Annotated in this window: 23 protein-coding genes and 1 tRNA gene; 17 read left to right on the top strand and 7 right to left on the bottom strand. The window is 44.0% G+C overall.

Annotated features, from left to right (window positions below; all coding sequences use genetic code 11):
* Positions 1 to 49: 49 nt before the first annotated feature.
* Positions 50 to 541, bottom strand: coding sequence for a DUF4293 domain-containing protein (locus ACFSRY_RS08540; protein WP_377505419.1), 492 nt, complete (start codon positions 539 to 541; stop codon positions 50 to 52).
* A gap of 66 nt (positions 542 to 607) precedes the next feature.
* Between ACFSRY_RS08540 and ACFSRY_RS08535 the strand changes: the two genes are divergently transcribed.
* The 7 genes from ACFSRY_RS08535 to ACFSRY_RS08505 all read left to right on the top strand — a co-directional run bounded on the left by ACFSRY_RS08535 (position 608) and on the right by ACFSRY_RS08505 (position 7714).
* The gene (locus ACFSRY_RS08535) at positions 608 to 1807 is read left to right on the top strand and encodes an acetyl-CoA C-acyltransferase (RefSeq protein ID WP_377505416.1); all 1200 of its coding nucleotides are present in this window, start codon (positions 608 to 610) and stop codon (positions 1805 to 1807) included.
* A 151-nt stretch (positions 1808 to 1958) separates the two neighbouring features.
* The gene (locus ACFSRY_RS08530; RefSeq protein WP_377505413.1) at positions 1959 to 2375 is read left to right on the top strand and encodes a hypothetical protein; all 417 of its coding nucleotides are present in this window, start codon (positions 1959 to 1961) and stop codon (positions 2373 to 2375) included.
* Between the two features lie 82 nt (positions 2376 to 2457).
* Positions 2458 to 3210, top strand: a complete 753-nt coding sequence (gene truA, locus ACFSRY_RS08525) for a tRNA pseudouridine(38-40) synthase TruA (RefSeq protein ID WP_377505410.1) — start codon at positions 2458 to 2460, stop codon at positions 3208 to 3210.
* 17 nt (positions 3211 to 3227) lie between these two features.
* Complete coding sequence (locus tag ACFSRY_RS08520) at positions 3228 to 4511, top strand: cystathionine gamma-synthase family protein (RefSeq protein WP_377505407.1); 1284 nt, start codon at positions 3228 to 3230, stop codon at positions 4509 to 4511.
* A 227-nt stretch (positions 4512 to 4738) separates the two neighbouring features.
* Positions 4739 to 6508 carry an ABC transporter ATP-binding protein gene (locus ACFSRY_RS08515; RefSeq protein ID WP_377505404.1) on the top strand — a complete coding sequence of 590 codons (1770 nt, stop codon included), beginning with the start codon at positions 4739 to 4741 and terminating at the stop codon, positions 6506 to 6508.
* Positions 6505 to 7026 (top strand): GyrI-like domain-containing protein, encoded by a 522-nt coding sequence (locus tag ACFSRY_RS08510; RefSeq protein WP_377505401.1) that lies wholly within the window; start codon positions 6505 to 6507, stop codon positions 7024 to 7026. Before ACFSRY_RS08515 ends, ACFSRY_RS08510 begins: the two co-directional genes overlap by 4 nt.
* Before the next feature lie 76 nt (positions 7027 to 7102).
* Positions 7103 to 7714: a TetR/AcrR family transcriptional regulator gene (locus ACFSRY_RS08505; protein ID WP_377505398.1), complete on the top strand. Its 612-nt coding sequence runs from the start codon at positions 7103 to 7105 to the stop codon at positions 7712 to 7714.
* A 139-nt stretch (positions 7715 to 7853) separates the two neighbouring features.
* On the opposite strand, the gene ACFSRY_RS08500 is transcribed toward ACFSRY_RS08505, so the two are convergent.
* Positions 7854 to 8264, bottom strand: coding sequence for a hypothetical protein (locus ACFSRY_RS08500; protein WP_377505395.1), 411 nt, complete (start codon positions 8262 to 8264; stop codon positions 7854 to 7856).
* Between the two features lie 135 nt (positions 8265 to 8399).
* Entirely contained in the window at positions 8400 to 10184 is a 1785-nt protein-coding gene (locus ACFSRY_RS08495) for an ABC transporter ATP-binding protein (RefSeq protein ID WP_377505392.1), read from the bottom strand.
* A gap of 151 nt (positions 10185 to 10335) precedes the next feature.
* Here ACFSRY_RS08495 and ACFSRY_RS08490 point away from each other — a divergent pair, with 151 nt between their 5' ends.
* The 8 genes from ACFSRY_RS08490 (at position 10336) to coaE (ending at position 16698) form a co-directional block, all read left to right on the top strand.
* Positions 10336 to 11433: a Glu/Leu/Phe/Val family dehydrogenase gene (locus ACFSRY_RS08490; protein WP_377505389.1), complete on the top strand. Its 1098-nt coding sequence runs from the start codon at positions 10336 to 10338 to the stop codon at positions 11431 to 11433.
* Between the two features lie 219 nt (positions 11434 to 11652).
* On the top strand, positions 11653 to 12825 hold the full coding sequence (gene nusB, locus ACFSRY_RS08485) for a transcription antitermination factor NusB (protein ID WP_377505386.1): 1173 nt from the start codon (positions 11653 to 11655) through the stop codon (positions 12823 to 12825).
* A gap of 85 nt (positions 12826 to 12910) precedes the next feature.
* Entirely contained in the window at positions 12911 to 13216 is a 306-nt protein-coding gene (locus ACFSRY_RS08480; protein WP_377505383.1) for a YtxH domain-containing protein, read from the top strand.
* A gap of 2 nt (positions 13217 to 13218) precedes the next feature.
* Positions 13219 to 14217: an isocitrate/isopropylmalate dehydrogenase family protein gene (locus ACFSRY_RS08475; RefSeq protein WP_377505380.1), complete on the top strand. Its 999-nt coding sequence runs from the start codon at positions 13219 to 13221 to the stop codon at positions 14215 to 14217.
* An 18-nt stretch (positions 14218 to 14235) separates the two neighbouring features.
* A complete protein-coding gene (locus ACFSRY_RS08470) occupies positions 14236 to 14772 on the top strand; it encodes a DUF1573 domain-containing protein (RefSeq protein ID WP_377505377.1) in 537 nt (178 codons plus the stop codon).
* Positions 14773 to 14805: 33 nt separating this feature from the next.
* On the top strand, positions 14806 to 15114 hold the full coding sequence (gene yajC, locus ACFSRY_RS08465; RefSeq protein WP_377505374.1) for a preprotein translocase subunit YajC: 309 nt from the start codon (positions 14806 to 14808) through the stop codon (positions 15112 to 15114).
* 101 nt (positions 15115 to 15215) lie between these two features.
* Positions 15216 to 16094: a hypothetical protein gene (locus ACFSRY_RS08460; protein WP_377505371.1), complete on the top strand. Its 879-nt coding sequence runs from the start codon at positions 15216 to 15218 to the stop codon at positions 16092 to 16094.
* Between the two features lie 4 nt (positions 16095 to 16098).
* Positions 16099 to 16698 (top strand): dephospho-CoA kinase, encoded by a 600-nt coding sequence (gene coaE, locus ACFSRY_RS08455; RefSeq protein WP_377505368.1) that lies wholly within the window; start codon positions 16099 to 16101, stop codon positions 16696 to 16698.
* Positions 16699 to 16876: 178 nt separating this feature from the next.
* Here the strand turns inward: coaE and ACFSRY_RS08450 are convergent.
* Positions 16877 to 16951: transfer RNA gene (locus ACFSRY_RS08450), tRNA-Val, on the bottom strand.
* 187 nt (positions 16952 to 17138) lie between these two features.
* On the opposite strand from ACFSRY_RS08450, the gene ACFSRY_RS08445 reads away from it, so the two are divergent.
* A complete protein-coding gene (locus tag ACFSRY_RS08445; RefSeq protein WP_377505365.1) occupies positions 17139 to 19655 on the top strand; it encodes an AsmA-like C-terminal region-containing protein in 2517 nt (838 codons plus the stop codon).
* A 348-nt stretch (positions 19656 to 20003) separates the two neighbouring features.
* On the opposite strand, the gene ACFSRY_RS08440 is transcribed toward ACFSRY_RS08445, so the two are convergent.
* From ACFSRY_RS08440 to ACFSRY_RS08430, 3 genes are all read right to left on the bottom strand, one after another.
* Positions 20004 to 21173 (bottom strand): mechanosensitive ion channel family protein, encoded by a 1170-nt coding sequence (locus ACFSRY_RS08440; protein ID WP_377505362.1) that lies wholly within the window; start codon positions 21171 to 21173, stop codon positions 20004 to 20006.
* 10 nt (positions 21174 to 21183) lie between these two features.
* Complete coding sequence (locus tag ACFSRY_RS08435; RefSeq protein WP_377505359.1) at positions 21184 to 22410, bottom strand: Glu/Leu/Phe/Val dehydrogenase dimerization domain-containing protein; 1227 nt, start codon at positions 22408 to 22410, stop codon at positions 21184 to 21186.
* Between the two features lie 66 nt (positions 22411 to 22476).
* Positions 22477 to 23547: an anhydro-N-acetylmuramic acid kinase gene (locus ACFSRY_RS08430; RefSeq protein ID WP_377505356.1), complete on the bottom strand. Its 1071-nt coding sequence runs from the start codon at positions 23545 to 23547 to the stop codon at positions 22477 to 22479.
* Between the two features lie 121 nt (positions 23548 to 23668).
* On the opposite strand from ACFSRY_RS08430, the gene ACFSRY_RS08425 reads away from it, so the two are divergent.
* Positions 23669 to 23977: an ArsR/SmtB family transcription factor gene (locus ACFSRY_RS08425; protein ID WP_187068257.1), complete on the top strand. Its 309-nt coding sequence runs from the start codon at positions 23669 to 23671 to the stop codon at positions 23975 to 23977.
* Positions 23978 to 24035: the final 58 nt, after the last annotated feature.

The following is a 24035-nucleotide window of genomic DNA, read 5'->3' as shown; positions in this document are numbered from 1 at the left end:
TTCTTCTCTGTTTATGAGTTAACAACTCTCGCTTGTTTACTTATAAAAATTACCTCAGTCTATCTACTGACCTTACCAGGTCCTCGTCACGTTTGATGAAACGGTTAGCCAGTGCGTTAAGCAATAGGGCCAGCATCGGCATGTAAAAGCCAGCCTCGTAAGAACCATTGTTATCGGCTTTTACCAGTTCTGCACCAACATAGGCAGCGTAATAGAAAGAAGTACCTAGCAAGGCTGCCAATATCAGCGTGTTCAGCAGGCCCAGTTTCATCTGGTTTAGGCGGTTCTTAAACTGGAAAATCTCATATAGAGCAACTGCAGCCGCTGCTATCGCAAGCATGCCTATAGCCATGGTGTTTTGCTGCGGAACGGTACCAGGCACCAGATTCTCCTCTGTTGCGTATGATTTGATGTTCCAGGCAGTAAGTACTACCTCCTCACCAGTGGTAGCATCTACTTTAGACCATAGTGGTAAAAACAGCATGGCAACCATCGATAGCACCAGCAGGAACAGAAATACGGATTGAATTCTTTGTATCATAAAGGGGTTAATTTAACTTGCAATGAGATGCAAAATTAGACAAAGACCTGTAAAACCAAAAAATAGATGTACACAGCTTATATTGTAGATATCCTGAGAACCCCGGTTGGTAAGTTTGCCGGTACGTTAAGTTCGGTTCGTCCGGATGACATGGCTGCCCTTGTAATGAAGGAAATAGTAGCCCGTAATCCTAATTTAGACCCAGCCTTAATTGAGGATGTGGTAATGGGCGCAGCTAACCAGGCAGGTGAGGATAACAGAAATGTGGCACGTATGGCGTTGCTGCTGGCAGGGCTTCCACAGGAAATAGGTGGAGTAACCGTGAACCGTCTTTGTGCTTCCGGTCTTCAGTCAATCATTGATGCCTCCCGGGCTATTAGCTCTGGAGATGGAGAAGTATACCTGGCAGGTGGCGTTGAGAGTATGACACGCGCTCCTTTTGTAATGGCTAAGGCAGAAACAGCCTACTCCCGTACTCCTGAAATTTACGATACCACCATCGGCTGGAGATTTGCTAACGAGAAGCTATCGAAGCTGCACTACCCGTTTGCTATGGGCGAGACAGCCGAGAATGTAGCAGATCGCTATAACATTTCACGTGAAACCCAGGATGAGTTTGCCCATAGCTCACAGGTAAAGTATAAAGCCGCCGCGGAAGCAGGTAAATTCAGAGACGAAATCGTGCCGGTACATATCCCGCAGCGAAAAGGTGAGAATATCGTTTTTGACACAGATGAGCACCCACGCCTTTCATCGGTAGAAAAGCTGGCTAGCCTTAGCCCTGCTTTTAAAAAAGGAGGGTCGGTAACTGCTGGTAACTCTTCGGGTATAAATGATGGTGCTGCAGTTTCTATTGTAGTAAGCGAGGAGATTCTGAAGCGGTATAACCTTACGCCAATGGCACGGGTGGTTTCTGCGGCTGTAGCTGGGGTAGATCCGGCACATATGGGAATGGGCCCGGTGCCAGCCACACAAAAAGCATTAAAACGTGCGGGCTTAAGTATAAACGACCTCGACCTGATTGAATTAAACGAAGCGTTTGCGTCGCAGGCGGTGGCATGTATGAACGAGCTTGGCCTGGACCCGGCAAAAGTAAACGTAAACGGAGGTTCTATTGCCATTGGTCACCCACTGGGTGCCAGCGGTACACGTATCTCCGCTACATTGCTCCACGAAATGAAACGCAGCGCCAGTGCCAGGTATGGTCTGGCCACTATGTGCGTAGGCGTTGGGCAGGGAGTAGCGGTGATCTACGAGAAAGTATAGAAATATTTTAATTAATAGAAAAAGGCCTCTTTGGTTAACTGGAGAGGCCTTTTTCTATTAAATCAGGCAGTAAGAAACTAAGATGTTCGTCAGCAGCAGGAGTTTTGGCATCCGCTTTGCATTATGTTAGCTGAACCTAAACAACAAGCATATGAAAAAGTTACTTACACTCGCCTTGATGCTATCTTTTGCATTTACAGGACAGGCTGTGATGGCCGATGGACACGGAAATGGTAACGGCAAAGGCAAAGGAAAAGCCAAAGGCAAGCCATCCTTTGTTGATGAGAAGCATCGGGCTCATGCTGAATGGAAAAGGGAAAAAGAAGAGGAGAAAGAATATAGGAAGCGCATGAAGAAGCACGATAAAGATGATGATCGTGATGATGACATCTGGAACAGGCGCAGAGATGAAGAAGCCAGAAGAGACGAAAGAAAAAGGGATGATGAGCGCTGGGAGAGAACGCGTGAGGAGCGAAGCCGAAGAGATGAGAGCCGCAGAAGAGAAAATCGTAGCCTAGGACAAATCATTTTAGAGGAAGCTACCAGGAAGCGAACAGGTACTAATTAAGCAGTTACAACTAAATTGCCACTTAATCATATACCCGCACATGCATCAAGCGTGTGCGGGTATATTTTTATACCTTTGCCACATGCGGTACTTTTTAGAAATCGCCTATGATGGCACTCGTTTTCATGGATGGCAGGTACAGCCTAATGCCCTATCGGTGCAGGAGGTGCTGGATGACTGCCTGAGTAAAGTGCTGCGTGAATCAGTAACTACTACAGGTAGTGGACGCACTGATACAGGCGTTCACGCCAGCCAGCAGTTCGCCCATTTTGATTCAGAGCAGCAGCTAGACCCGCAGCATATACTCTTTCGCCTGAACCGGATTTTACCAGCAGATATCGCTGCAGCTAATTTATATTCTGTAACTGATGAGGCACATGCCCGCTATTATGCCTTTGCCCGTACCTACCACTATTACATCACTCTCCGGAAAGATCCCTTCAAACGGCAACATGCCTGGTACCACAGCCGACCCTTGGATACAGATAAGATGAATGAAGCGGCTGAACAACTCCTGAGGCATGAGGACTTTACAACTTTCAGTAAGGTAAAAGGCGACACCAAACACTATCGCTGTAACATGTATGAGGCTGTTTGGCAACAGAAAGGGGATGTACTACTTTTTACGGTCAGGGCAAATAGGTTTTTGAGAGGCATGGTACGTTTGGTTGTTGGTACTTTGGTAGATGTTGGCCGTGGAAAGCTAACAGTTCAGGAGTTTGAGCAGGTTATAGCCAGCAAGGACAGAAGCAGGTCAAGTGCAGCAGCTCCCTCAGAAGGGCTTTTCTTAGCTAAAGTAGAATACCCGGAGCAGATTTTTCAAAGAATCACCTAAACAAAAACATAAAAACTATGCAATTGGAAGAAGACCATCTTGGGCCGCATTTAAACGGTAAACACGTGCGGCCTGAAAGTTTAATGATGAGTTACGGGTACAACCCGGAGTGGTCAGAAATGGCCGTGAAAGCACCAATCTATCAAACCTCCACTTTTGTTTTTAAAAACGCTGAAGAAGGAAAGGCTTTTTTTGAGCTTGCTTACGGCCTGCGTGAAAAAGATGCAGAGGAGCAACTGGGCTTGATCTACAGCCGCTTAAACAATCCTGACCTGGAGATATTGGAGAATCGCCTCCGGCTATGGGATGGAGCAGAAGACGCAGCCGTATTTGCCAGTGGCATGGCTGCGATCAGTACTACTTTGCTTGCACTTCTTAAGCCCGGAGATGTTATTCTTCACAGTGAGCCAATCTATGGCGGTTCCGATTACTACATCAAAAATATTCTTCCAAAATTTGGCATTCGGAGTATCGGCTTCCAGGCAAGTGCTACCTCAGAAGAAGTTTCTGAATTACTGGATAAATCGGGAGTGGCTAATAAACTGGCGATGATCTACGTTGAAACTCCTGCCAATCCAACTAATCACTTGGTAGATATTGAAGCTTGTGTTACGCTGGCTAAAAAGCATTCTACAGATGATAAAAAAGTAGTAGTAGCTGTAGATAATACTTTTCTGGGACCGATCTTTTCGCACCCGCTTAAGCATGGTGCAGATCTGGTTTTGTATTCTGCTACAAAGTATATCGGGGGGCATTCTGATTTGATTGCTGGTGCCTGTGTTGGTTCTGCGCCTCTCATGAAAGCTGTAAAAGGGATGCGTACTTTCACTGGGTCTATGGCTAGCCCCTGGACGGGCTGGATGTTAATGCGAAGCCTGGAAACGCTAAAAATAAGAATGGAAGCGCAGGCACGCGGAGCAGAAACCGTGGCCGCCTACCTAAAGCAGCACCCGAAAGTAGAGAAGATTTATTACCTGGGCGATCTGCAGGATCACCCACAGCAGCAGGCCATTTACGAAAAGCAGTGTACAGCTGCGGGCTCAATGATCTCGTTTGATCTAAATGGCGGTGAGAAAGAAGCATTTAAGTTTTTAAATAGCCTCAGGCTGATAAAGCTGGCTGTAAGTTTAGGTGGCACAGAATCACTTGCTGAACATCCTGCTTCCATGACTCACTCTGATATTTGCCTGGCCGACCGCTCGAAAATGGGTATAGGGGAGGGCATGGTAAGAATATCAGTTGGGGTAGAGCACCCGGAGGATATTATATCAGATATTGAGCAGGCCTTAGCTAAGGTATAAGCTCCATTTAGTAGCTGTATTAGTGTTAAAGGCTGGGGCTATAATAGCCTCAGCCTTCTTTATACTCAATGCAAGGGCAGAACAAAAAGAATCTCGTCCGTCCTCTATTCCTGAAAATCCTGATTCAAAACCATTAACTTTACAACCGGTTAAAGATTAGCGTACGTACAGAAGAGACTGTTTTAGTAAGTATTAGCATCTTTGCCACCTAAACCTTTGCATCTACTTTGGAAGACAAACCAAAAAATAACGGTAAAGTATTTGACTCAGACGTGCTGAAGCGATTGTTCACGTTTGTGAAGCCGTACGTGCGGATATTTTACTTTATTGTTTTCTTAACCTTTGCTTCGGCTATACTGGCTGCAGTACGCCCTTTCCTGATCCAGTATACTGTAGATAATGAAATTCTGCAGAATGACTGGGAGGGGCTCAACAGGATGTTCGTGATCTTGGGCGTGTTGCTGGTTGTGCATGCCATTGTGCAATACCTGCATACCTACTTTGCGGGCTGGCTTGGGCAGCACGTGGTGCGTGATATCCGAATCAAACTCTACCGCCATATTCTGGATCTTCGGCTCAAGTTCTTTGACAGAACTCCTATTGGTACACTGGTTACCCGGAACGTGTCTGATGTGGAAACACTTTCGGATGTTTTTAGCGAGGGCTTGGCAGCTATGATAGGCGATATCCTCCAGTTGGTATTTATTGTAGGCTTCATGTTCTACATTGATTGGGAACTGGCTCTGGTGAGTCTCTCCACTTTCCCGATCATGCTTATCAGCACCTATATCTTCAAGGAAAAGATCAAGGATACGTTTCAGGAGGTACGAACAGCAGTTGCGAGGCTGAATTCCTTTGTGCAGGAGCACATAACGGGTATGAGTATCGTGCAGATCTTCAACAACGAAGAGCGCGAGATGGATAAGTTTAAGGAGATAAATAAAGAGCACACCCGTGCTAATATCCGCTCAGTTTTATATTACTCCGTTTACTTTCCGGTAGCAGAGATAATTGGTGCGGCAGGCTTAGGCCTGCTGGTATGGTACGGTGCTCACGGAGTGATTGAAGATGAAACTTCACTGGGAACGTTGATGGCCTTTATCTTATACATCCAGATGTTTTTCCGGCCTATACGCATGATTGCTGACCGTTTCAATACGCTGCAGCTGGGCGTTGTGAGTACAGAACGTTTAATGCGCCTCCTTGATAGCAAAGAAATGATTTCAGATACTGGCAGCTACGCCCCCGAAAAGATAAAAGGTAATGTGCGCTTTGAGCATGTGTGGTTTGCCTACAATGATGAGGAGTGGGTGCTGCGGGATATGTCATTCGATGTGAAGGCAGGTGAGACAGTTGCCTTTGTAGGAGCGACAGGGGCGGGTAAAACATCTGTAATCAACCTCCTGAATCGTTTTTATGAGATAAATAAAGGGCAGATTATCATTGATGGCCATGATCTGAAAGAGTATGATCTAAGTGTATTGCGCCATCATATTGGTGTAGTGCTGCAGGACGTGTTCCTTTTCTCCGGCACTATCGCCGATAACATCAGCCTTGGGAATAAAAATATTACGGAAAAGCAGATATGGGAAGCTGCTGATCTTGTTGGGGCGCGAAAGTTTATAGAACGCTTACCAGGAGGGCTGCACTACAAGGTAATGGAACGTGGTGCCACTCTTTCTGTGGGACAAAGGCAGCTGATCTCTTTTGTGCGGGCTATGGTGTATAACCCTGAGATTATCATACTAGATGAAGCTACCTCCAGCGTAGATTCTGAAACAGAAGAGCTGATACAGTATGCTATAGACCAGTTGATGCATGGCCGTACTTCTATTGTAATTGCACATCGCTTGTCCACGATACAGAAAGCAGATAAGATTATTGTGTTAGATAAAGGAGAGCTTAAGGAAATGGGTAACCATGATGAGCTGCTGGAACACAATGGCTATTATGCTCAACTGTACCACATGCAGTACAAGAATATGATTGACTTATGAAAAACTTTTTATACATCATGGCCGGCGTAGCTATCATTCTGCTGGTGCTTTATACATATATCGGCGGCTTTACAGCACCGGATGTAAAGGTTAAAACATCTGAAGAAATGTATGTGGCGGGGCAGCCTTTCATTGGTTCAGTGGATGATGAGGCCTTAGGAAAAGCTTTTCAGAGAGCTGCAGAAGTGCTGGACAAGAATGAGCTTGAAGGTGTGTTGGGTAACATTTATTATAATGACCCTGACAAAAGCGGCGATAGCTTAAGGGCATTTATTGGAGTAATTGTGCCTGATTCCAACGTAGCCTTACCTGCAGGGTATACTTTGCGCACGGTGCCCGGAGGCAGAAAGGTTGTGCACGTAGAGGTAAACGCGAACGTGGTGCTGTCGCCAAGAAAGCTTTATGCTGCCGCGTTTGATTTTGCTAAAGAGGAGAAGCTGAAACTGGAGGAGTTTTATGTTGAATGGTTTCCCGAGGATGATAGAGGCGTTTTAGAAGTGCCGGTAAAGCAGCAGTAATAGTTGTAAGTATTTAATTATACTATAAATTTGGGAAGGTGACCATACTCGGCCCTGAAACCATACCATCAACATTGTGGGTAAAAAAGCAGAGGCTAAAAAAGAGCTGATTCTGGAAGCAGCAAAATCAGTTTTTGGCAGGATGGGCTATAGTAAAGCCACCCTAGACGACATTGCGCATACTATAGGCTTGAAAAAGCCCACCTTATACTATTATTACAAAAGTAAAGAAGTTCTTTTTATTGAAGCGTTTTCGCAGGAGTGGAAGGAGAGCTTGTTGCGCATCAAGCGTATTGCCGAACAGGAGCCAGACCCTCAGAAGCGTTTACTGCTTTATATCCGTTCCTCGTTGCGGTATTATCAGGAGATCGTTACCCAACACACAATTTCTATAAGAGTCCTTATAGAAACGCGCACGCTTTTCCAGGAACTATTCCGGGAATCCAGAGCCAAGGAAGCAAACTACTACGCCTCGGTTTTAAAAGAGGGCATTGCGCATGGCACATTTGTGCCATGTGAGGCGGAGCGGGTAGGGTACTCTATTATGGTGGTTAAAGACCTGATTCAATTTGATGAGTTTCAGCGGGCAGACTTTCATAAGCTATCTTCTATAGACTTTGAGAAGATTGAGCGGGACGTGCTGTTTACAGTTAACCTGATCCTTAACGGTATTGCACCTGATAGATAACTGTTCAGGCCAGCCGAATTGTGTGAACAGATGTCGAAGTACAGTAAACACCCCGCCCCTTCTACAAGTAAGAAGCAGTTGGGGCAGAATATTTTAAGTTAGGATAAGACCTGATTTAGTTATAGTGCAGGCAACACAATTAATGTGTTGCTCTGTATTGATCTAATTTGGCTTTTAAGGCTTCAACGTCTGGATGATGCCCTTTGGCAACTTCTGCTGCATCAAGTTCAATGAGCATGTCCTTCATTTGCTGTAAGTAAGCAGATTTGTCTTTCTTAAGGCACCCTTTGTGATGGTCGTCACAAGTGCCATCGCCATTCATAGGTTTAAACATGCTGCCCTCGCCGTAAATGAGCCACTGAGGGTTAAGTTCCTTAAAGTTTTTTACTATGGCTACGAGGTCGTCTAGTAAATAATTCTTTCCAGAAATGATATTGGCCAGTGTGGCTTCATCACTGCCGGTCATGGCCTTGAGTTGGTCCATGTCCAGTTCTTTAAGGTTGGTGTAAAACCTGAATCTTTTACCGATTTGCTGTAAGTCGATGGCCATAAACAAAATTTTTAAGGGTTAATAAATTTGCTATACGAGGGTATAACAGAATCTGTACTAAAAAAATCCCACATTCTGTAAATGCCATGCCTCGGCACCTTAAAATTTAGCCAATGCTTTAATAAAACCGGTAGGCTACTCCATGTCTTCTGATTGCAGTTGGCGCTCGTAAAGCACTTTATAAAGCCCATCCTGATTAATCAGCTCCTCATGTGTGCCGTGCTGTACGATCTCACCGTCATCCAGAACTAAAATTCTGTCTGCCAATTTTACTGAGGATACTCTATGAGATATAATAATGGAAGTACGGTTAGCCATAATGCGGCGCAGGCTGTTCAGGATCGCGTTTTCAGTCTTTGTATCCACGGCTGACAGTGAGTCATCAAGTATAAGTATGCTTGGCTCCCTTACCAAAGCGCGGGCAATAGATACCCGCTGTTTTTGGCCGCCGGATAAAGTAATGCCACGCTCTCCCAGCTTGGTCTCAAACTTTTCCGGGAAGCGAATAATATTCTCATATACATCTGCATCTTTAGTGGATTGCACCATTTGTTCCTCTGTGATGCTTGGCAGACCAAAGCCTATGTTGTTGCTGATTGTATCAGAGAAGAGGAATACATCCTGCGGCACATAACCTATCTGGCTGCGCAGGCTTTTGATGTTATAGTCGCGTACATCTACACCGTCAATCAGAATTCTGCCTCCGGTTGTATCGTACATGCGTGGGAGCAGGTTGGCAATAGTGCTTTTTCCTGAACCGGTGTTGCCTATAATCGCCAGTGTTTCACCGTGGTTTATGTTAAAGGAAACATGTTTCAGCGCATGAATGTGCGTGTCGGGGTATACAAAGTCTACATTCTCAAAGCGGATATCACCCATGATAGGTTTACTGATATTTTCACGTGTAAGAATATCATTCTTTGTGTGTAGAAACTCATTGATGCGCTCCTGCGATGCTGCTGCGCGTTGAACCAGGCTCGCCGTCCACCCTAAGGAGGTAACAGGCCAGGTGAGCATGTTCACATAAATGATAAACTCCGCAATATTACCCGTGGTAATGCTGCCGTTAATTACCTCCTGGCCACCAATGTATATAGTTATTATTGTGCTGAGACCAACCAGGAACAGCACTAGCGGGAAGAACAGGGAGTTAACGAAGTTCAGCTCCAGTGATTTGTCTTTGTAGGTATTGCTGGCTGTTGTAAACTTAGAGTGGGAGTCGTTTTCCCGGACAAATGACTTCAGAACCCTGATGCCGGAGAACGCCTCCTGTACAAAGGTGTTTATTCCGGAAAGGCTTCTCTGTATCTCGTCTGATTTTCGCTGGATGATGTTGTTTACATAGTAAATGCTCACGGCCAGTATAGGAAGAGGAATCAGCGTGTACAGCGTCAGCTTAACATTAACAGACAACATGTAGGGGATAACCATCAGGAACAGCACAACCAGGTTAATCCCGTACATAATAGCCGGGCCTACATACATGCGTACCCGGCTCACATCTTCTGAAACACGAGCCATTAAGTCGCCGGTGTTGTTTTTGCGGTAGAAGCTTAGTGGCAGGCTCTGGTAATGCTCATAGATCTCGTTCTTTAAGTCGTTTTCAATCAGGCGGCTCATGACGATGATTGTCTGGCGAACAAAAAATAAAAACACCCCACGCAACAAGGCCATTAGTAATATTACTAGCCCATACACCAAGATACTGCTTGCAAAAATATCATAAACAAGCTCCTGCTGCTCAAGCCCTTCGTAAAGACCGTGCAGGTTTATCCCTTCCTTTATCAGGTTAAAGGCATGCCGCACCACCTGGGCAGGAAGTATCTGGAAGTAGTTAGAAATAATCGTAAATACAATTCCCCAGAAGAGCCTGTACTTATACTTGAGTAAATATTTATTTAAGTAGCGTAGTGATTTCACAGCAAATAATTAAAGCCTCAGGGCTTTTACGTGGACTTACAAAGTACAAATTGAATAAATCAAAAAAAGAATTAATTTTGTGGCGCGAAACGGGGTCTCATAACTTACCTCATTTACACAAAGATAGAATAACCCTTAATCAATTACCTAAATGGTCGAATTAAAAGAAGTAGAACTGAAGGACAAGTCAGTCTTCGGTCAGATATCAGAATACAATCATGAGAAAGTTGTTTTCTGCCATGACCAGGAAACAGGCTTGAAGGCTATCATTGGCATACACAACACAGTACTGGGCCCTGCGCTGGGTGGTACACGTATGTGGTCTTATGCTTCTGAGGCAGAGGCGCTTGACGATGTGTTGCGTCTTTCCAGAGGTATGACCTATAAGGCTGCCATCTCTGGTTTAAATCTGGGTGGTGGTAAAGCCGTGATTATTGGTGATGCCAAAAAAGACAAGAATGAGGCTTTGCTTCGCAGATTCGGCCGTTTTGTTAAGAACCTGAATGGTGCTTACATCACTGCTGAAGACGTAGGGATGACTACCAAAGATATGGAGTACATTCATATGGAGACAGAGCATGTGGCAGGTCTTCCTGAGTCTATGGGTGGAGGTGGAGACCCGTCTCCGGTTACGGCTTATGGTACTTACATGGGTATGAAGGCTGCTGCAAAAAAAGCTTTTGGTTCTGACTCACTAGAGGGTAAGAAAATATCTGTGCAGGGGGTTGGCCACGTAGGTGGTTATTTGGTTGAGCTGTTGGCTAAAGAAAACGCGCAGATCTTTATCACTGATATTTACGAAGATCGTTTACGTGAAGTATCTAACAAGTACGGTGCGAAGGTAGTAAGCATGGATGAGATCTATGATCTTGATGTAGATATTTACTCTCCATGTGCGCTGGGTGGTACTGTTAACGACAATACAATCGATCGTTTAAAGTGTAAGGTGATTGCTGGTTGTGCTAACAACCAGTTGCGTGATGAGAAGATACACGGACCGGCTCTAATCGATAAAGGAATTGTTTATGCTCCTGACTTCCTGATCAATGCAGGTGGTTTGATCAACGTATACTCTGAATTAGTAGGCTATAACCGCGAGAGTGCTTACGCACAAACTGAGCGTATTTACGGCTACACTTTAGATATCTTTGAACTTGCAGAGAAAGAAGGTATTCACAATCAGGCCGCTGCAATGAAGATGGCTGAAAAGCGTATCCAGAGCATCGGAAAAGTTCGCTCTACTTTCTAGCAGGAAAATAGGAATTGATATAGTCCCAAAAACAAAAGTGCTGCATTAACCTGTGGCACTTTTGCTTTACAAGGAGTCTCGGAAAAAGGAACTATAAATAGGCTGCTTTGCATTCTTTCTTATAGTTTAGGTAAACTCCTTAAAGAAATAAGCAGAAACCATAAGTGCCGTAGCACTTGAAGTAGAATTACATAAATACACGTTCTTTAAAATAAGATTATGCTCAACCGCAGAACACTACGAATCAAGGCAATGCAAGCAATATATGCCTATCAGCAGGCCAAAGGTTCAGACTATCTGCTGGCGCTAGACCAGATAAGCGAGGATTTTGCCCCAGACCTGAACTCAATGGAGGTGCAGGATAAAAAGCTTCTTGAAGGCAAGAAACAAATCGCACAGCTTCTTTTTAAAGAATGGTATGAAACTGACCAGTTCGAAACGGAAGAAACAGATAAGGAAATTATTGATGCGGTAAACAGAGCCATCGCTTACTACAAAAACCTCATCAAGAAAGACTATAAGCATTATGGAAACTTAATGCTGAATGCAGTAGAGCGGATATATGACCATTATTTGGGTACACTGCAGATTCTGGAAGTTCTTATGAGCCTTATAGAAGAGGAAGAAGAGAAGAAGGAAAAGCGATTTACTGCCGCTACGGGTCCTGATGTAAAGAAATTTTTGAACAATCGTGTAGTGCACCGCCTGCTTAACAATGAGTCGTACAAGCAGAACATCATCAGACGCAATATCAGCTGGGGTTCTGACATCAGTGAAATCCGTTCTGTTTACAGAAATGTACTGAAGCAGGATGAGGCTTTTTTAAGTTACCTGGCGACACCTAATCCTACACCGGAGGAGGACGCAGAGATAGTGAAACATATTTTCAAAAACATTATCTTTAAAGAAAAAAACTTACAATCTTTGTTTGAAGAGCAGGATCTGAACTGGATAGAAAATAAAACTATCGTAAAGAGCCTTGTGAATAAAACAATAAAAACCTTCGGCGAGGAGACAGAGGAAGAACCAGTGCTGCTGGACCTGTCTGCAAACTGGGAAGATGATAAGGCCTTTTTTGAAGAGCTTTATCACCAGACGCTGCAAGATGATGAAAAGTATGAGGCTATGATCGCTGCCAGCGTAAAGAACTGGGATGTAGAGCGTGTTGCCATTCTCGACAAAATCATACTCAAGATGGCCCTTTGTGAAATGCACATCTTCCGGAGCATCCCTGTAAAAGTAACCATCAATGAGTATATCGAGATCTCAAAACTTTACAGCACGCCAAAAAGTAAGCAGTTTGTTAATGGTGTGCTTGACAAGATGGCACAGGAGCTTACAAGTAAAGGAGATATACGTAAGTCGGGCCGAGGCCTGATCGATAATAAGTAAGCCATAGTTCCGGTTTGGCCGCTAATGCGAAATAGCCGTAGTAAGGAGAAAAATTTGTCCTTTGGTATATTAGAATATATAAACTATGAGTAAGAAGACAAGCAACTTTCTGGCCTTTGTGTCTGGTGCCGCTGTTGGTGCAGCCTTTGGCATTCTGTTCGCCCCGGAAAAAGGAAGAGAAACCCGTAGCTGGCTAAGCTATCGCCTGGAAAGGTATCGTGATACGCTTTCTGACCTGCTGGAACAGTTAATGGCTAAAGAAGACAGCCTGCCGTCCAGCGCTAAATCTGAAGGGCAGCGTGTGATACAGGATGCAAAAGACAAAGCAGAGAAACTTCTTGGCGATGTTGATTCATTGATTAACGAAATTAATAGTAGGAAAGAACTATAAGCATGAGACAAGTAACCCTGATTCCCGGTGATGGGATAGGACCTGAGATCACAAATGCTGTTAAAGCAATATTTGAAGCTGCCAACGTACCTGTAGCATGGGAAGAAGAAAACGCAGGGCAGACCACTTTTGATACTGTTGGCGAGCTGATACCAGCTACGTTGATAGCTTCTCTTAACAAGAACCGGGTTGCGCTGAAAGGGCCAATCACTACACCTGTAGGAAAAGGCTTCAAGAGCGTAAATGTACAGTTGCGCCAGATGTTTGATTTGTACTCCAACGTACGTCCGGCTAAAACTACAAAAGGCATAAACACCCGCTTTGACAACGTTAACTCCGTTCTGTTCCGCGAGAACACAGAAGGTTTATATTCTGGATTGGAGATGTTTGATGAGCGTCTGCAGATATCAGACTCAGTGGCCCGTCTTACCCGGGTAGGCTGCCAGAAAATTGTTCGTGCAGCTTTTGAGTATGCTAACAAGCATCAGTGTAAAAAGGTAACTGCCGTACATAAGGCAAATATCTTAAAAAGCGCAGGTGCACTGTTTCTGGGCGTGTTCAACGAGATTGCAAAGGAGTATCCGCATATCCAGGCAGATGACAAGATCATCGATAACATGTGCATGCAGTTAGTTATAAAGCCTGAGCAGTTTGACGTGATTGTTACAACAAACCTGTTTGGAGATATCCTTTCTGACCTTTGTGCCGGCCTTGTTGGTGGGTTAGGTGTGGTAGCTGGAGCCAATATAGGTGATGAAATGGCTATCTTTGAGGCAGTACATGGTTCAGCACCTGACATTGCAGGTAAGGGAATTGCTAACCCTACAGCTTTACTGCGCTCTGCCATTATGATGCTGCATCATCTGGACCTGAAAGATGAGGCAAACCGTATCGAGGCAGCTCTGGAGGCAACACTGGCTAACCCGGAAGAATGTACCGGTGACCTTGGGGGTAAGGCTAACACCATGGAGTTTGCTAAGAATATCATTTCTAAACTTTAACCCTAACAATTTTTTAATATGAAAAAGAACCTAATTTTAGCAGCGAGCTTTGCTGTGGCTATATTTGCTGCAGGCTGCGATAATAAAACAGGTGAGGACGAAGTTATCACTGAAACAGAAATGGCTGCACAACCAGCTGTTCAGCCAATAGAGAATCCGAATGTAGCTACTACTACAGAGGTAGCCGCTCCGGCAGATGCGCCTGTTATTTCTTTTGCTGAAACTACCTATGATTTTGGTACTGTAAAGCAAGGAGAAGTAGTAGAGCATACGTTTGAGTTTACTAACACAGGTAAGTCTCCGCTTATTATCGAAAGTGCATCTGCTTCTTGTGGCTGTACTGTTCCTGAGTCTCCAAAGGAGCCTATCGCACCAGGTGAAACTGGTAAAATAAAGGTGCAGTTCGATAGCAAAGGAAAAGTTGGTCAGCAGTCTCCGGTGGTAACAGTACGCGCTAACACAGTGCCTAACATCACGCAGGTTACCCTGAAAGGTACTGTAGAGACAAATAACATTCCTACAGCCGGTGCAGACGGACCTGTAAAAAGAAATTAAGCTTCCAAAGTACAGCTAAGAGAATTAACACCCATGCAAACTATTTTTCTACAAGCCGCACCAGATGGAGGAATGCTGCCACAGCTTCTGATGTTCGGTGCTATCATCCTTGTTTTTTACTTTTTCATGATTCGGCCACAGCAGAAGAAAGTGCGTGACCAGAAGAAATTCCGAGACGAGTTAACTAAAGGTATGCACGTGATCACCATTGGTGGTTTACACGGCAGATTAATAGATGTAGCGGATGACACTGTGTTAGTTGAAGTAGATAAAGGCATCAGATTAACTTTTGATAAGTCTGCTATTTCAATGGAAGCAACTGCTAAGGCACAAAAAGTTTAGAAACATTGCCAATTGAGAAAGTCAGAAATATAGTTTTATGGTTTGCGAAGCCATTCCGACCGCAAACAAAGCAGTACTGGAGAGTAGTACTGCTTTGTTTTGTGGCGGCTTCTACATTCTGGCTCCTCAATGCTCTTAATAAAAGCTACTCCACACAAACTACTTACCCCGTTAAGTTCGTATTCGACGAAGCAGAACTTATACCTATAAAGCCTCTTCCAGAAGAGATTGTCATAAATGTTACCGGTAAAGGCTGGAAGCTGCTTCGTAAATCTCTCAGAGTAGAAGTGCAACCTGCTGAAGTATACATCCGGAACCTTCCCCGGAATAACTACCTGCTCGGGTCCGCTTTGCGGCCGGCTTTAGTGAATGCTTTAGATGGCTTACAGCTTAACTTCGTGGTGACGGATACGCTGTACTTTAACTTTGACGAAAGGGTGTCCAGAACCATACCTTTGCGGTTGGACCCAAGCCAGAAGGTAACAGGTGATAAGCACGCAGTAGTTGGTCCTGTTTTAATAGAGCCTGACTCTGTTACTTTTACAGGGCCCTCCTCTATGGTAGACAGCCTGCCAAGTCCGCTCTACGTACAGTTGCCGGAACAGCAGATTACAGAGCCTGCAAAAATTAAAGTACCCCTGAACTATGATAATAAGGCCATGGTAAAGGCAACCGTAGCAGAAGCTGAAGTAAGCCTCAATGTGAGAAATCTAGTACAGGAAGAGCGACAACTAGTGCCGGAGGTAATCAACAAACCGGCTGGAAGAGAGATAAGTTTGCGTCCGCAGTATGTGCTGGTGCGTTACCAGTTGCTGGAAGATTCAATACCTCTGCTTAACCGCGACAACTTCAAAGTTGTTCTTAATTACAGAAACTATAATCGGCAGGATTCAACGCTGGTGCCAGAATTGGTGCAGAAGCCGGTGGGTGTCAGAAATGTAACCTTGTGGCCTGACCGTATAAAAGCTGTAGTAGAATAAAGCTATGCTTAAAATAGGTATAACAGGTGGTATAGGTGTAGGTAAGACTATCATAAGTCGCATGTTTGCACTGCTTGGGGTACCAATTTATGACTCTGACGCCCGTGCTAAGTGGGTAATGCGCCATGATGAGGGCCTACAGCAGGAGTTAATAGATGCATATGGCGTGGAAGCATTCACCGGGGAAGGTGAATTGAACCGTACCTTTCTGGCAAAGATCGTATTCAATAATCCGCAGCGGCTGCAGCAGCTTAATGCCCTCGTGCACCCGCATGTACGCAACGACTTCTTCAAATGGGTAGCCATGCACGCTGATAAGCCTTATGTGATCAAAGAAGCCGCATTAATGTATGAGTCGGAAGCTTGGAAGCAAATAGACAAAATGATAGCAGTGTTTGCACCATTGGATGTCCGAATAAAGCGCCTTCTTCACCGAGATAAACATAGAACTGAAGCTGATATTAGTGCCATTATAGAAAGACAGCTAAGCGAAGAGGAAAAAATGGCGCGTGCTGATCATGTCATCTTCAACGATGATCAGCAGCTAGTAATTCCGCAAGTACTTGCCCTTCACGACCACTTCCTTTCATTGACCTCAGAATAATAGGTCGCAGCCGGTTACAATTGGGATAAACACTAAGCCACTTAAGGTAGAGTGGCATGCTATAATTTTGTCTGAAGTGTAGCGTTTTAAGGTTAGTCAACGCCAGACGAGGAAAGAGAACAGGAGAAGCAGAAAAGTATAGACATAAAAAAAGGACAACTTTTAAGTTGTCCTTTTGTGGGGCGTACTGGATTCGAACCAGTGACCCCCTGCTTGTAAGGCAGGTGCTCTGAACCAGCTGAGCTAACACCCCTTTTTTTCTTTTCAGTGACCTTTTGTCCCCGTTTGATGATGCAAATATGGGGGTTATTTTCGAAACTGCAAAACATTTGAAAAAAAATTGTTAAAAATTTTTTCAAACCTCCGTTGCCCTTGTAAGCATGTTATTACTACAGTACCTTTAGGTTTTATAAGGTGCTAAAAATCTGAACTTTCGCTCAGTGAAGAAAAGAGGTGTTAAAAAAGTGCTATTTTATGTGGCATTCAGTTTTGTGGCTGTCATGGGCGTAGCATTGGGTTTAGTGTATGCATATCAGGATAAAATAATCGAGCTTTTTGTAGCTGAAGCCAATAAACACATAAAAACCAAAGTAGAGGTTTCTCAAATTTCACTATCACTCTTTGAGAAGTTCCCGCAAATAGCCGTTTCACTGGAGCAGGTAAATGTACATGAGGCATTACCGGAGAGCGAGGAGTCTCTTGCCAATGCAAAAAGACTGTATTTCACCTTCAGCATTTTTGATGTCCTACTTGGTAATTACACTATAAAGCAACTTTTTATGGAAGAGGGGGCAATATATGTAAAGGTATTGCCGGATGGGCAGGTGAACTATCAGGTCTTTATAACAGATTCTACCGCACCCGCTAATGAAGAGTTTTCTTTTGATTTAGAGCAGATCACACTGGACCAGGTGGTGGTGCACTACATAGATCAGAAGCTACAGCAGGCATATGAAGTAGATGCTCACTACCTACAAGCTGCATTAACTGTGTCTAATGAGATAGTGGCAGTTACTACAAATGGTGATGCCACCATCCATACCATAAGAATAGGGTCTGGTGAGTACTTCAAGAACAAAAAAATAAACCTAGCAACGGCTCTGGAAATAAACAGGCAGGAACAGATTGTGCAGCTACAGCCTTCGGTGGTGCAAGTAGAGGGTGCTGCGTACGAAATAGAAGGGGCTATAGGCTATGCCGGCACTACTACGCTTGATTTGAAACTCAATGGGAAAAATACAGATGTACAGTCGTTCCTTTCATTGTTGCCACAAAACATAACTGAGGAATTTAGTCAGTATCGCAGCGAGGGAGATATTTACTTCAATGGGACCGTTAAAGGTAGTGCGTCTGGAACCGAAAATCCGTCTATCAATTTTAGTTTTGGAGCCAAAGATGCTTCCTTCTACCATCCGGATGTTAAACAGCGGATAGATAAAATTAATCTTACAGGAAGTTTTACTAATGGAGACAGGCATAATGCTTCCAGTTCAACACTGGAGCTGAACAACCTAACAGGCGTGCTTAACGGGCGGCCATTTAAAGGAAACCTGAAGTACAGCAATTTTAATAATCCGAACATAGCCTTTGATGTACAAGGTATGCTGGATGTTGGATATGTGTTAGGGCTTGCAAAGCTACAGCAAGTGCGTAGTGGTAGTGGACTGGCAGATGTTCGTATTGCTTTCTCAGGTAACCTGAATGAGTTTAAAGCACGGCCAGGATACAGTACTTTGTCCACTTCCGGAGACATAACCTTACATAATGTGTCGCTTGCGTTAGAGGATCTCCCTATGCCGCTTGGCAGCCTTAACGGGAACTTTATGTTCAAAAGGAATGACGTAGCAGTGTCAGATTTCAGGGGAAGGCTGGGCGAATCGGACTTCGTGATCAACGGGATGTTTAAGAATGTAATGGCCTGGCTTCTGCTTGAGAAGCAGCGTCTGTTGGTAGAAGCTGATTTTAAAAGCAATTACCTGAACTGTGACGAGCTGCTTAGCGAGAGACTTAATACGCCTGAGGCAGCGCGTAAGGGTAATAGTGGTGATTACAGGTTTACTGTATCCCCGAATGTTGCCTTTGACCTTAGTGCCACAATTGATAAAGTAAAATTCCGCCGTTTAAAGGCTAAAAATATAAAAGGTGAAGTAACCTTGAAAAACCAAGTGGTTTCCTCTCCCAATATCTCTTTTAGCGCTGTCGGCGGGAACTTTGCAGTAAGAGGGAGCTTAGATGCACGTAACCGGAATCATATTAAAGTGAGCACTGCTTCAAAACTCAACAACATGAGCGTAGACAGTCTCTTTTACGTGTTTGAGAATTTCCAGCAAAATTTCATTATGGACCGCCATCTCCGGGGCCAACTCACAGCAAACATAGTTTCAGATGTTTATTTCGATAGCCAGCTGAATCCTAAGACGGACTTATTGCAAGCTGAAATTATGGCTACTGTACGAAACGGGCAGCTAATAAACTTTGCTCCAATGCAAAAGATGTCGGCATTTGTAAAGCGATCTGAGCTAGAGAATATGCGCTTTGCAGAGCTGCATAATAGTTTCTGGATTCAGCAACGGACTATTTATATTCCCGAGATGGATATTCGCTCCAGCCTTTCTGCTGTTCCTACTGTCTCTGTTTCAGGTACTCATACCTTTGATCAGAAGATGGATTACAAGATTAAGTTGCCATTGTTTAACAACCGCAGGCCTGATAAGGACTCTGTTTACGGAGTGGTTGCCGAAGACCCTGACGCCGGTAACAGCAGTTTATTTCTGACGCTGAAAGGAAATGAGAGTGATTTTAAAATAGCTTACGATAATGAGCGGGTACGTCAGAAAATAAAGACTGATCTAAAGCAGGAAGGGCAGGAGCTCAAAGAACTCCTGAAAGGCAAAAAGCCTAAAGACAAAGAGAAGAAAGTAGAGCTGCAGGAGGGGGAATATTTCGATTTTAATTAGTACATCTTTTGTTATCTTTCCGTTAACATCAGCTATCTTCTGTTGCTAAAGCAAGAGTTATGTTAGTATAGGAAAGGTTATAATTTTCATTCACTTAAGAATAAAGTGTGTTTACATGAAAAAGTGTATTGTGTAGCGGAAAAGTTATAAAGTATAGGTAACTATAGCTGTGGTGGCCCGTTAAACAAACCAAATCTACAAAATATCAAAACTTGATGTAGAGAAGAAGGAGTTGATTGGTAACTGTAGATTATATAAAATTAGTTGCAAGCAAAACCGATAGAAATTAAATTTAAAGATATAAGGGTGAAAAAAAAGCAGGAGCTTCTCCTGCTTTTTTGTTTATAGCTACTTTAGGTCTGTCTGGGTCCCAAGATATGAGTGCTCCCCTGAGGCAGAATATTTCTTTGGGGGTATTGCGTTGCGCTGTAAATACAACGTTTGTGTCGGAAAAGCAAAATCAGCCCCATGCCTTTCCACAATTTCTACTATTTTAAAGTTTATTTCTTCTTTAATATCAATAAACTCATTCCAATCCATAGTGTCTACGAAGTAAAGGATCATGATATCCTTGGAGTGAGCTCCTAAACTTAGAAAACGGATTCGGCCCTCCTGATTTGTCCTTGGGTGGCTATCAATAAATTCCTGTATATCCCGGGTTATAGCGCGGATCTGCTCAGAGGTGGTGTCGTAGGTAAGATTAATATCAAACTTAGCCCTTCTGAATGTGCGCAGCGTCAGGTTGTCGAGTGGCTTGTCGATCATATGCTTGTTAGGCAACGTTACAAAGCTCTTCTCCAGGGTTCTGATACGTGTGCTTCGAAAGCCAATTTTCTCAACTACACCAATTAATTCACCTACCTGCACGAGATCTCCAACCACGAAAGGCTGATCTAGAAAAATAGTGAAAGAGGCCAGTAGGTTTTCCAGGCTTTCTTTAGCGGCAAAGGCTAAAGCCAAACCTCCCACACCAAGTCCTGCCACCAAACCAGCTACATTCACATCAAACACAGCTCCCAACATTATCAGGAAAGCAAAAATTACCACCATCACCTTCGAGAAGTCTTTGAAGAAAGGAACCAGTTGGTCATCTAGCTTCGATGAAGTTTTCTCGGCGCGATGCTTGAAGATCAGTCCAATAAAATCTACAAAACGCAAGATTACCCATCCCAAGGCTACAATCACGAAGACCTGGTAGGTGCGAAACATAAACGTTTTCAGGAACGGGTCGTTCTTGCGGAGATCACTTGGGTCTAAAGGATAATCCAGCACCTGAAAAGCCAGATAAAGAAACACGAGGAACAATAATACCTCGAGCGGCTTAATGAGCAGGCGCCTGAATTCTGGTAAGTTGTCTTCATGAGAAAAGCGCTTCACCAGTTTAAATAAGATGCTGGACACAATTTTGGACAGCACTGTTTTGAAGATGAACCCAAATAAGAGGATACCTGCTGAAATCAGGTATTCAGTTACAGTGTTACCCAGAAATTGATATTCTAATATCTCCCTCCAGTTCATAATAGAAAATTTATAGTAACTGGCTCAGTGCAATTTCAAAACTAGTTTTAGCAATTTCTGTTTTCTGAGAGTGTTTGTCGTGCGTCTTAATCAATGCCTCACGGATAACAGTAGAAATGTCAGAGAAAATGGCTTCATCGGTAATCTCTACCTCACTCTCCATCAGGTAAGCAAAAACTCTTGCCATACCGCAGTTTGCAATGAAGTCAGGGATAACGGAAAGGTTTTGATCTGCAAATTCCCCGGTTGGACCAAAGAATATTTCAGGGTCCTGGAAAGGCACATTCGCTCCGCTAGAGATAACCTCCATGCCACTGCTGATCATTTGTTCTACCTGTGCCCGTGTTACAAGACGTGAAGCTGCTGCAGGTATGAATATTTCTGCAGGAACAGACCAGATACGCTTATTAACTTCCTCGAAGGATAGTAAGCCTTCCGGGTTAAGAGCATTTCCCTGGCGGTTCAGGAATAGCTCGGTGATTTCATGAAATGATAAGCCTTCTTCTTTTATCAACCCTCCAGCTCTGTCGATGATACCTACTACTTTCACTCCCTTAGAAGAGAGATAGTAAGCTGCGGCGGCACCAACATTACCCCAACCTTGTATAATAGCTCGCTTACCTTCAAACTGCCCTCCCCAGATATCATAGTAGTGCCGCACTGCTTCTGCTACCCCAAATCCTGTAATCATATCTGCTACAGTATATTTGCGGGCAGTGGATGGGGAGTAGTGAGGGTCTTCAATAACTTTTATAACCCCTTGACGCAGTTGGCCAATTTTATTTATTTTTTGTGGCTCAGTGGCATGGAAGTGGCCATTTACAATCCCTTCCTGTGGGTGCCACAGGCCATAATCCTCAGTGATAGGAATTACTTCGTGAATCTCATCTACGTTCAGGTCTCCTCCTGTGCCATAGTAATTCTTTAGAAGTGGAATAACTGCTTTATACCATCGCTCCAGAACCCCTCGCTTGCGAGGATCGGCAGGATCAAAGTTAATTCCTGATTTAGCTCCGCCGATTCCTGGGCCAGACACCGTGAACTTCACTTCCATTGTTTTTGCAAGCGACTCTACTTCCCTCTTGTCAAGGCCTTTGCGCATTCTGGTGCCTCCGCCAGCAGCACCGCCGCGTAGCGAATTGATCACTACCCAACCTTCAGCCTCTGTTTCGGCATCTTTCCACTCAAAAACAATTTCAGGTCTTTTATTCTCAAATTTCTCTAAAAGGTCTTTCATGCAACGGAAGTTGATTTATTTAATCACGCAAAGTTATAAAATAAGAGGAGAGGATACAGAAATGATTTACCCCACATAAACAGCTCCCCCAATATTATCTTGCGAGGCGCCGGTTACACTCTTCAGGCAGTTATTCTCACCGCGCCAACGCAGTACCCCCAGGAAAGCAAAAATAAGGGCCTCTTTAAAGGAAACTAATTCCGGTGCAGGTACTTCTACTCTAATCTGTTGCCCCAGGTATTGCTGAATTAACTCTGCCAGAAAACCATTGAAGGCACCGCCTCCTGTCAATAATACCCGGTGTTGCCCCTGATGGAGTAGTGGGAGGGACTGTTTTATCTGGAAAGCGATGTGATGGCAAACAGTGCTAAGCTTATCCTGAACACTAGCCGCACTTTCGTTGAGCGTTTTAAGGCTATGCTCCAGTACCCATTCCTTACCGAGGGATTTTGGCGGTGGTACGGTGAAGTACGGCGGCTCATTCAAAGCATCAAGAAGCTCCTTTTGCATTACACCGGCCCTGGCAAGCCTTCCATTTTCGTCATATGCCTCGTTAACCTGATTTGCCACTGTGTTTAATAACATATTGCAGGCGCATATATCAAATGCCAGCCTTTGTTTATTCATGGCAAAAGAAACATTAGCAATACCTCCCAAGTTGATACAGTAATCATAGTCCCTAAAAAGGAGTTCGTCTCCGATTGGGACCAGAGGGGCGCCTTGTCCACCTAAGGCAATGTCCAATGTTCGGAAATCACAGACAACAGGTAATTGTGCCTCTGCTGCGATATAGGCACCATGCCCTATCTGTAAAGACACGTGTTGATCTGGTTGATGGAATATTGTATGACCATGGGAGGCAACAAAATCCGGTGCGATTCCGTGTTGTGTTACAAACTGTCGGACCTGTTGGCCAAGGAATTTTCCGTAAGCATGGTGAAGTCCAATTAGCTGGCGTGCCGTTGTAGTCTCCGCATCACGGAGAGAGTCAATTAAAGTATTGGTATATGTTAATGTATTAGTATGTAGTATCTCATATATCCAATTTTCTTTTTTATACGTAAATCTACAATGTGCAATGTCTACACCGTCTAGCGACGTGCCGGACATCAGCCCGATAACATGATAAGTATCCATAGGCGAAAATATAAAATTGCGCTGAAAGCAACTCAGCAAAATAGTGTAAATGTCGTATATACCTTATTATGAATTGTATTGATTAAATGTATGTAGAAACTGTTAGGTATAAATTTTAATTATGAAAAGTTTGTTGTCAAGAGTTGAATCCAAGAAAATAGATAAGGCGGCCGCCATGCTGAAGGTATTGGCACATCCAAAAAGGCTTGCTATTGTCGATTTACTGGGCAAAGAGGATAAAATGACTGTTACTGAGATCTATAAGCACTTAGATCTACCGCAGGCCATCGCCTCTCAGCACCTTATCACACTGAAGGACAAGGGAGTTTTGTCCTCGTTTAAAGTAGGTACTAAAATCTACTACTCTCTCGCTATCCCTAAACTAATTGATGTGATCGATTGCCTTGAAGAATGTTGTATCGACATCTAAAAGCAAAATTACAGGCAGGGGTTTGCTTGCCTATTTGCAAGAATGTTGAATGCCAAAG

This window comes from Pontibacter locisalis (assembly GCF_042684605.1).
Taxonomy (GTDB): Bacteria; Bacteroidota; Bacteroidia; order Cytophagales; family Hymenobacteraceae; genus Pontibacter; species Pontibacter locisalis.
This window is presented reverse-complemented; position numbering and strand designations above follow the sequence as displayed.

What these genes read in the sequence shown, in the direction of transcription:
- ACFSRY_RS08490 (WP_377505389.1), top strand. Translation starts at nt 10,336, where the DNA reads ATGGTCGAATTAAAAGAAGTAGAACTGAAGGACAAGTCAGTCTTCGGT.
- ACFSRY_RS08530 (WP_377505413.1), top strand. Translation starts at nt 1,959, where the DNA reads ATGAAAAAGTTACTTACACTCGCCTTGATGCTATCTTTTGCATTTACA.
- truA (WP_377505410.1), top strand. Translation starts at nt 2,458, where the DNA reads ATGCGGTACTTTTTAGAAATCGCCTATGATGGCACTCGTTTTCATGGA.
- ACFSRY_RS08510 (WP_377505401.1), top strand. Translation starts at nt 6,505, where the DNA reads ATGAAAAACTTTTTATACATCATGGCCGGCGTAGCTATCATTCTGCTG.
- ACFSRY_RS08475 (WP_377505380.1), top strand. Translation starts at nt 13,219, where the DNA reads ATGAGACAAGTAACCCTGATTCCCGGTGATGGGATAGGACCTGAGATC.
- ACFSRY_RS08435 (WP_377505359.1), bottom strand. Translation starts at nt 22,410, where the DNA reads ATGAAAGACCTTTTAGAGAAATTTGAGAATAAAAGACCTGAAATTGTT.
- ACFSRY_RS08520 (WP_377505407.1), top strand. Translation starts at nt 3,228, where the DNA reads ATGCAATTGGAAGAAGACCATCTTGGGCCGCATTTAAACGGTAAACAC.
- ACFSRY_RS08535 (WP_377505416.1), top strand. Translation starts at nt 608, where the DNA reads ATGTACACAGCTTATATTGTAGATATCCTGAGAACCCCGGTTGGTAAG.
- ACFSRY_RS08470 (WP_377505377.1), top strand. Translation starts at nt 14,236, where the DNA reads ATGAAAAAGAACCTAATTTTAGCAGCGAGCTTTGCTGTGGCTATATTT.
- ACFSRY_RS08540 (WP_377505419.1), bottom strand. Translation starts at nt 541, where the DNA reads ATGATACAAAGAATTCAATCCGTATTTCTGTTCCTGCTGGTGCTATCG.
- ACFSRY_RS08440 (WP_377505362.1), bottom strand. Translation starts at nt 21,173, where the DNA reads ATGAACTGGAGGGAGATATTAGAATATCAATTTCTGGGTAACACTGTA.
- coaE (WP_377505368.1), top strand. Translation starts at nt 16,099, where the DNA reads ATGCTTAAAATAGGTATAACAGGTGGTATAGGTGTAGGTAAGACTATC.
- ACFSRY_RS08425 (WP_187068257.1), top strand. Translation starts at nt 23,669, where the DNA reads ATGAAAAGTTTGTTGTCAAGAGTTGAATCCAAGAAAATAGATAAGGCG.
- nusB (WP_377505386.1), top strand. Translation starts at nt 11,653, where the DNA reads ATGCTCAACCGCAGAACACTACGAATCAAGGCAATGCAAGCAATATAT.
- yajC (WP_377505374.1), top strand. Translation starts at nt 14,806, where the DNA reads ATGCAAACTATTTTTCTACAAGCCGCACCAGATGGAGGAATGCTGCCA.
- ACFSRY_RS08480 (WP_377505383.1), top strand. Translation starts at nt 12,911, where the DNA reads ATGAGTAAGAAGACAAGCAACTTTCTGGCCTTTGTGTCTGGTGCCGCT.
- ACFSRY_RS08500 (WP_377505395.1), bottom strand. Translation starts at nt 8,264, where the DNA reads ATGGCCATCGACTTACAGCAAATCGGTAAAAGATTCAGGTTTTACACC.
- ACFSRY_RS08430 (WP_377505356.1), bottom strand. Translation starts at nt 23,547, where the DNA reads ATGGATACTTATCATGTTATCGGGCTGATGTCCGGCACGTCGCTAGAC.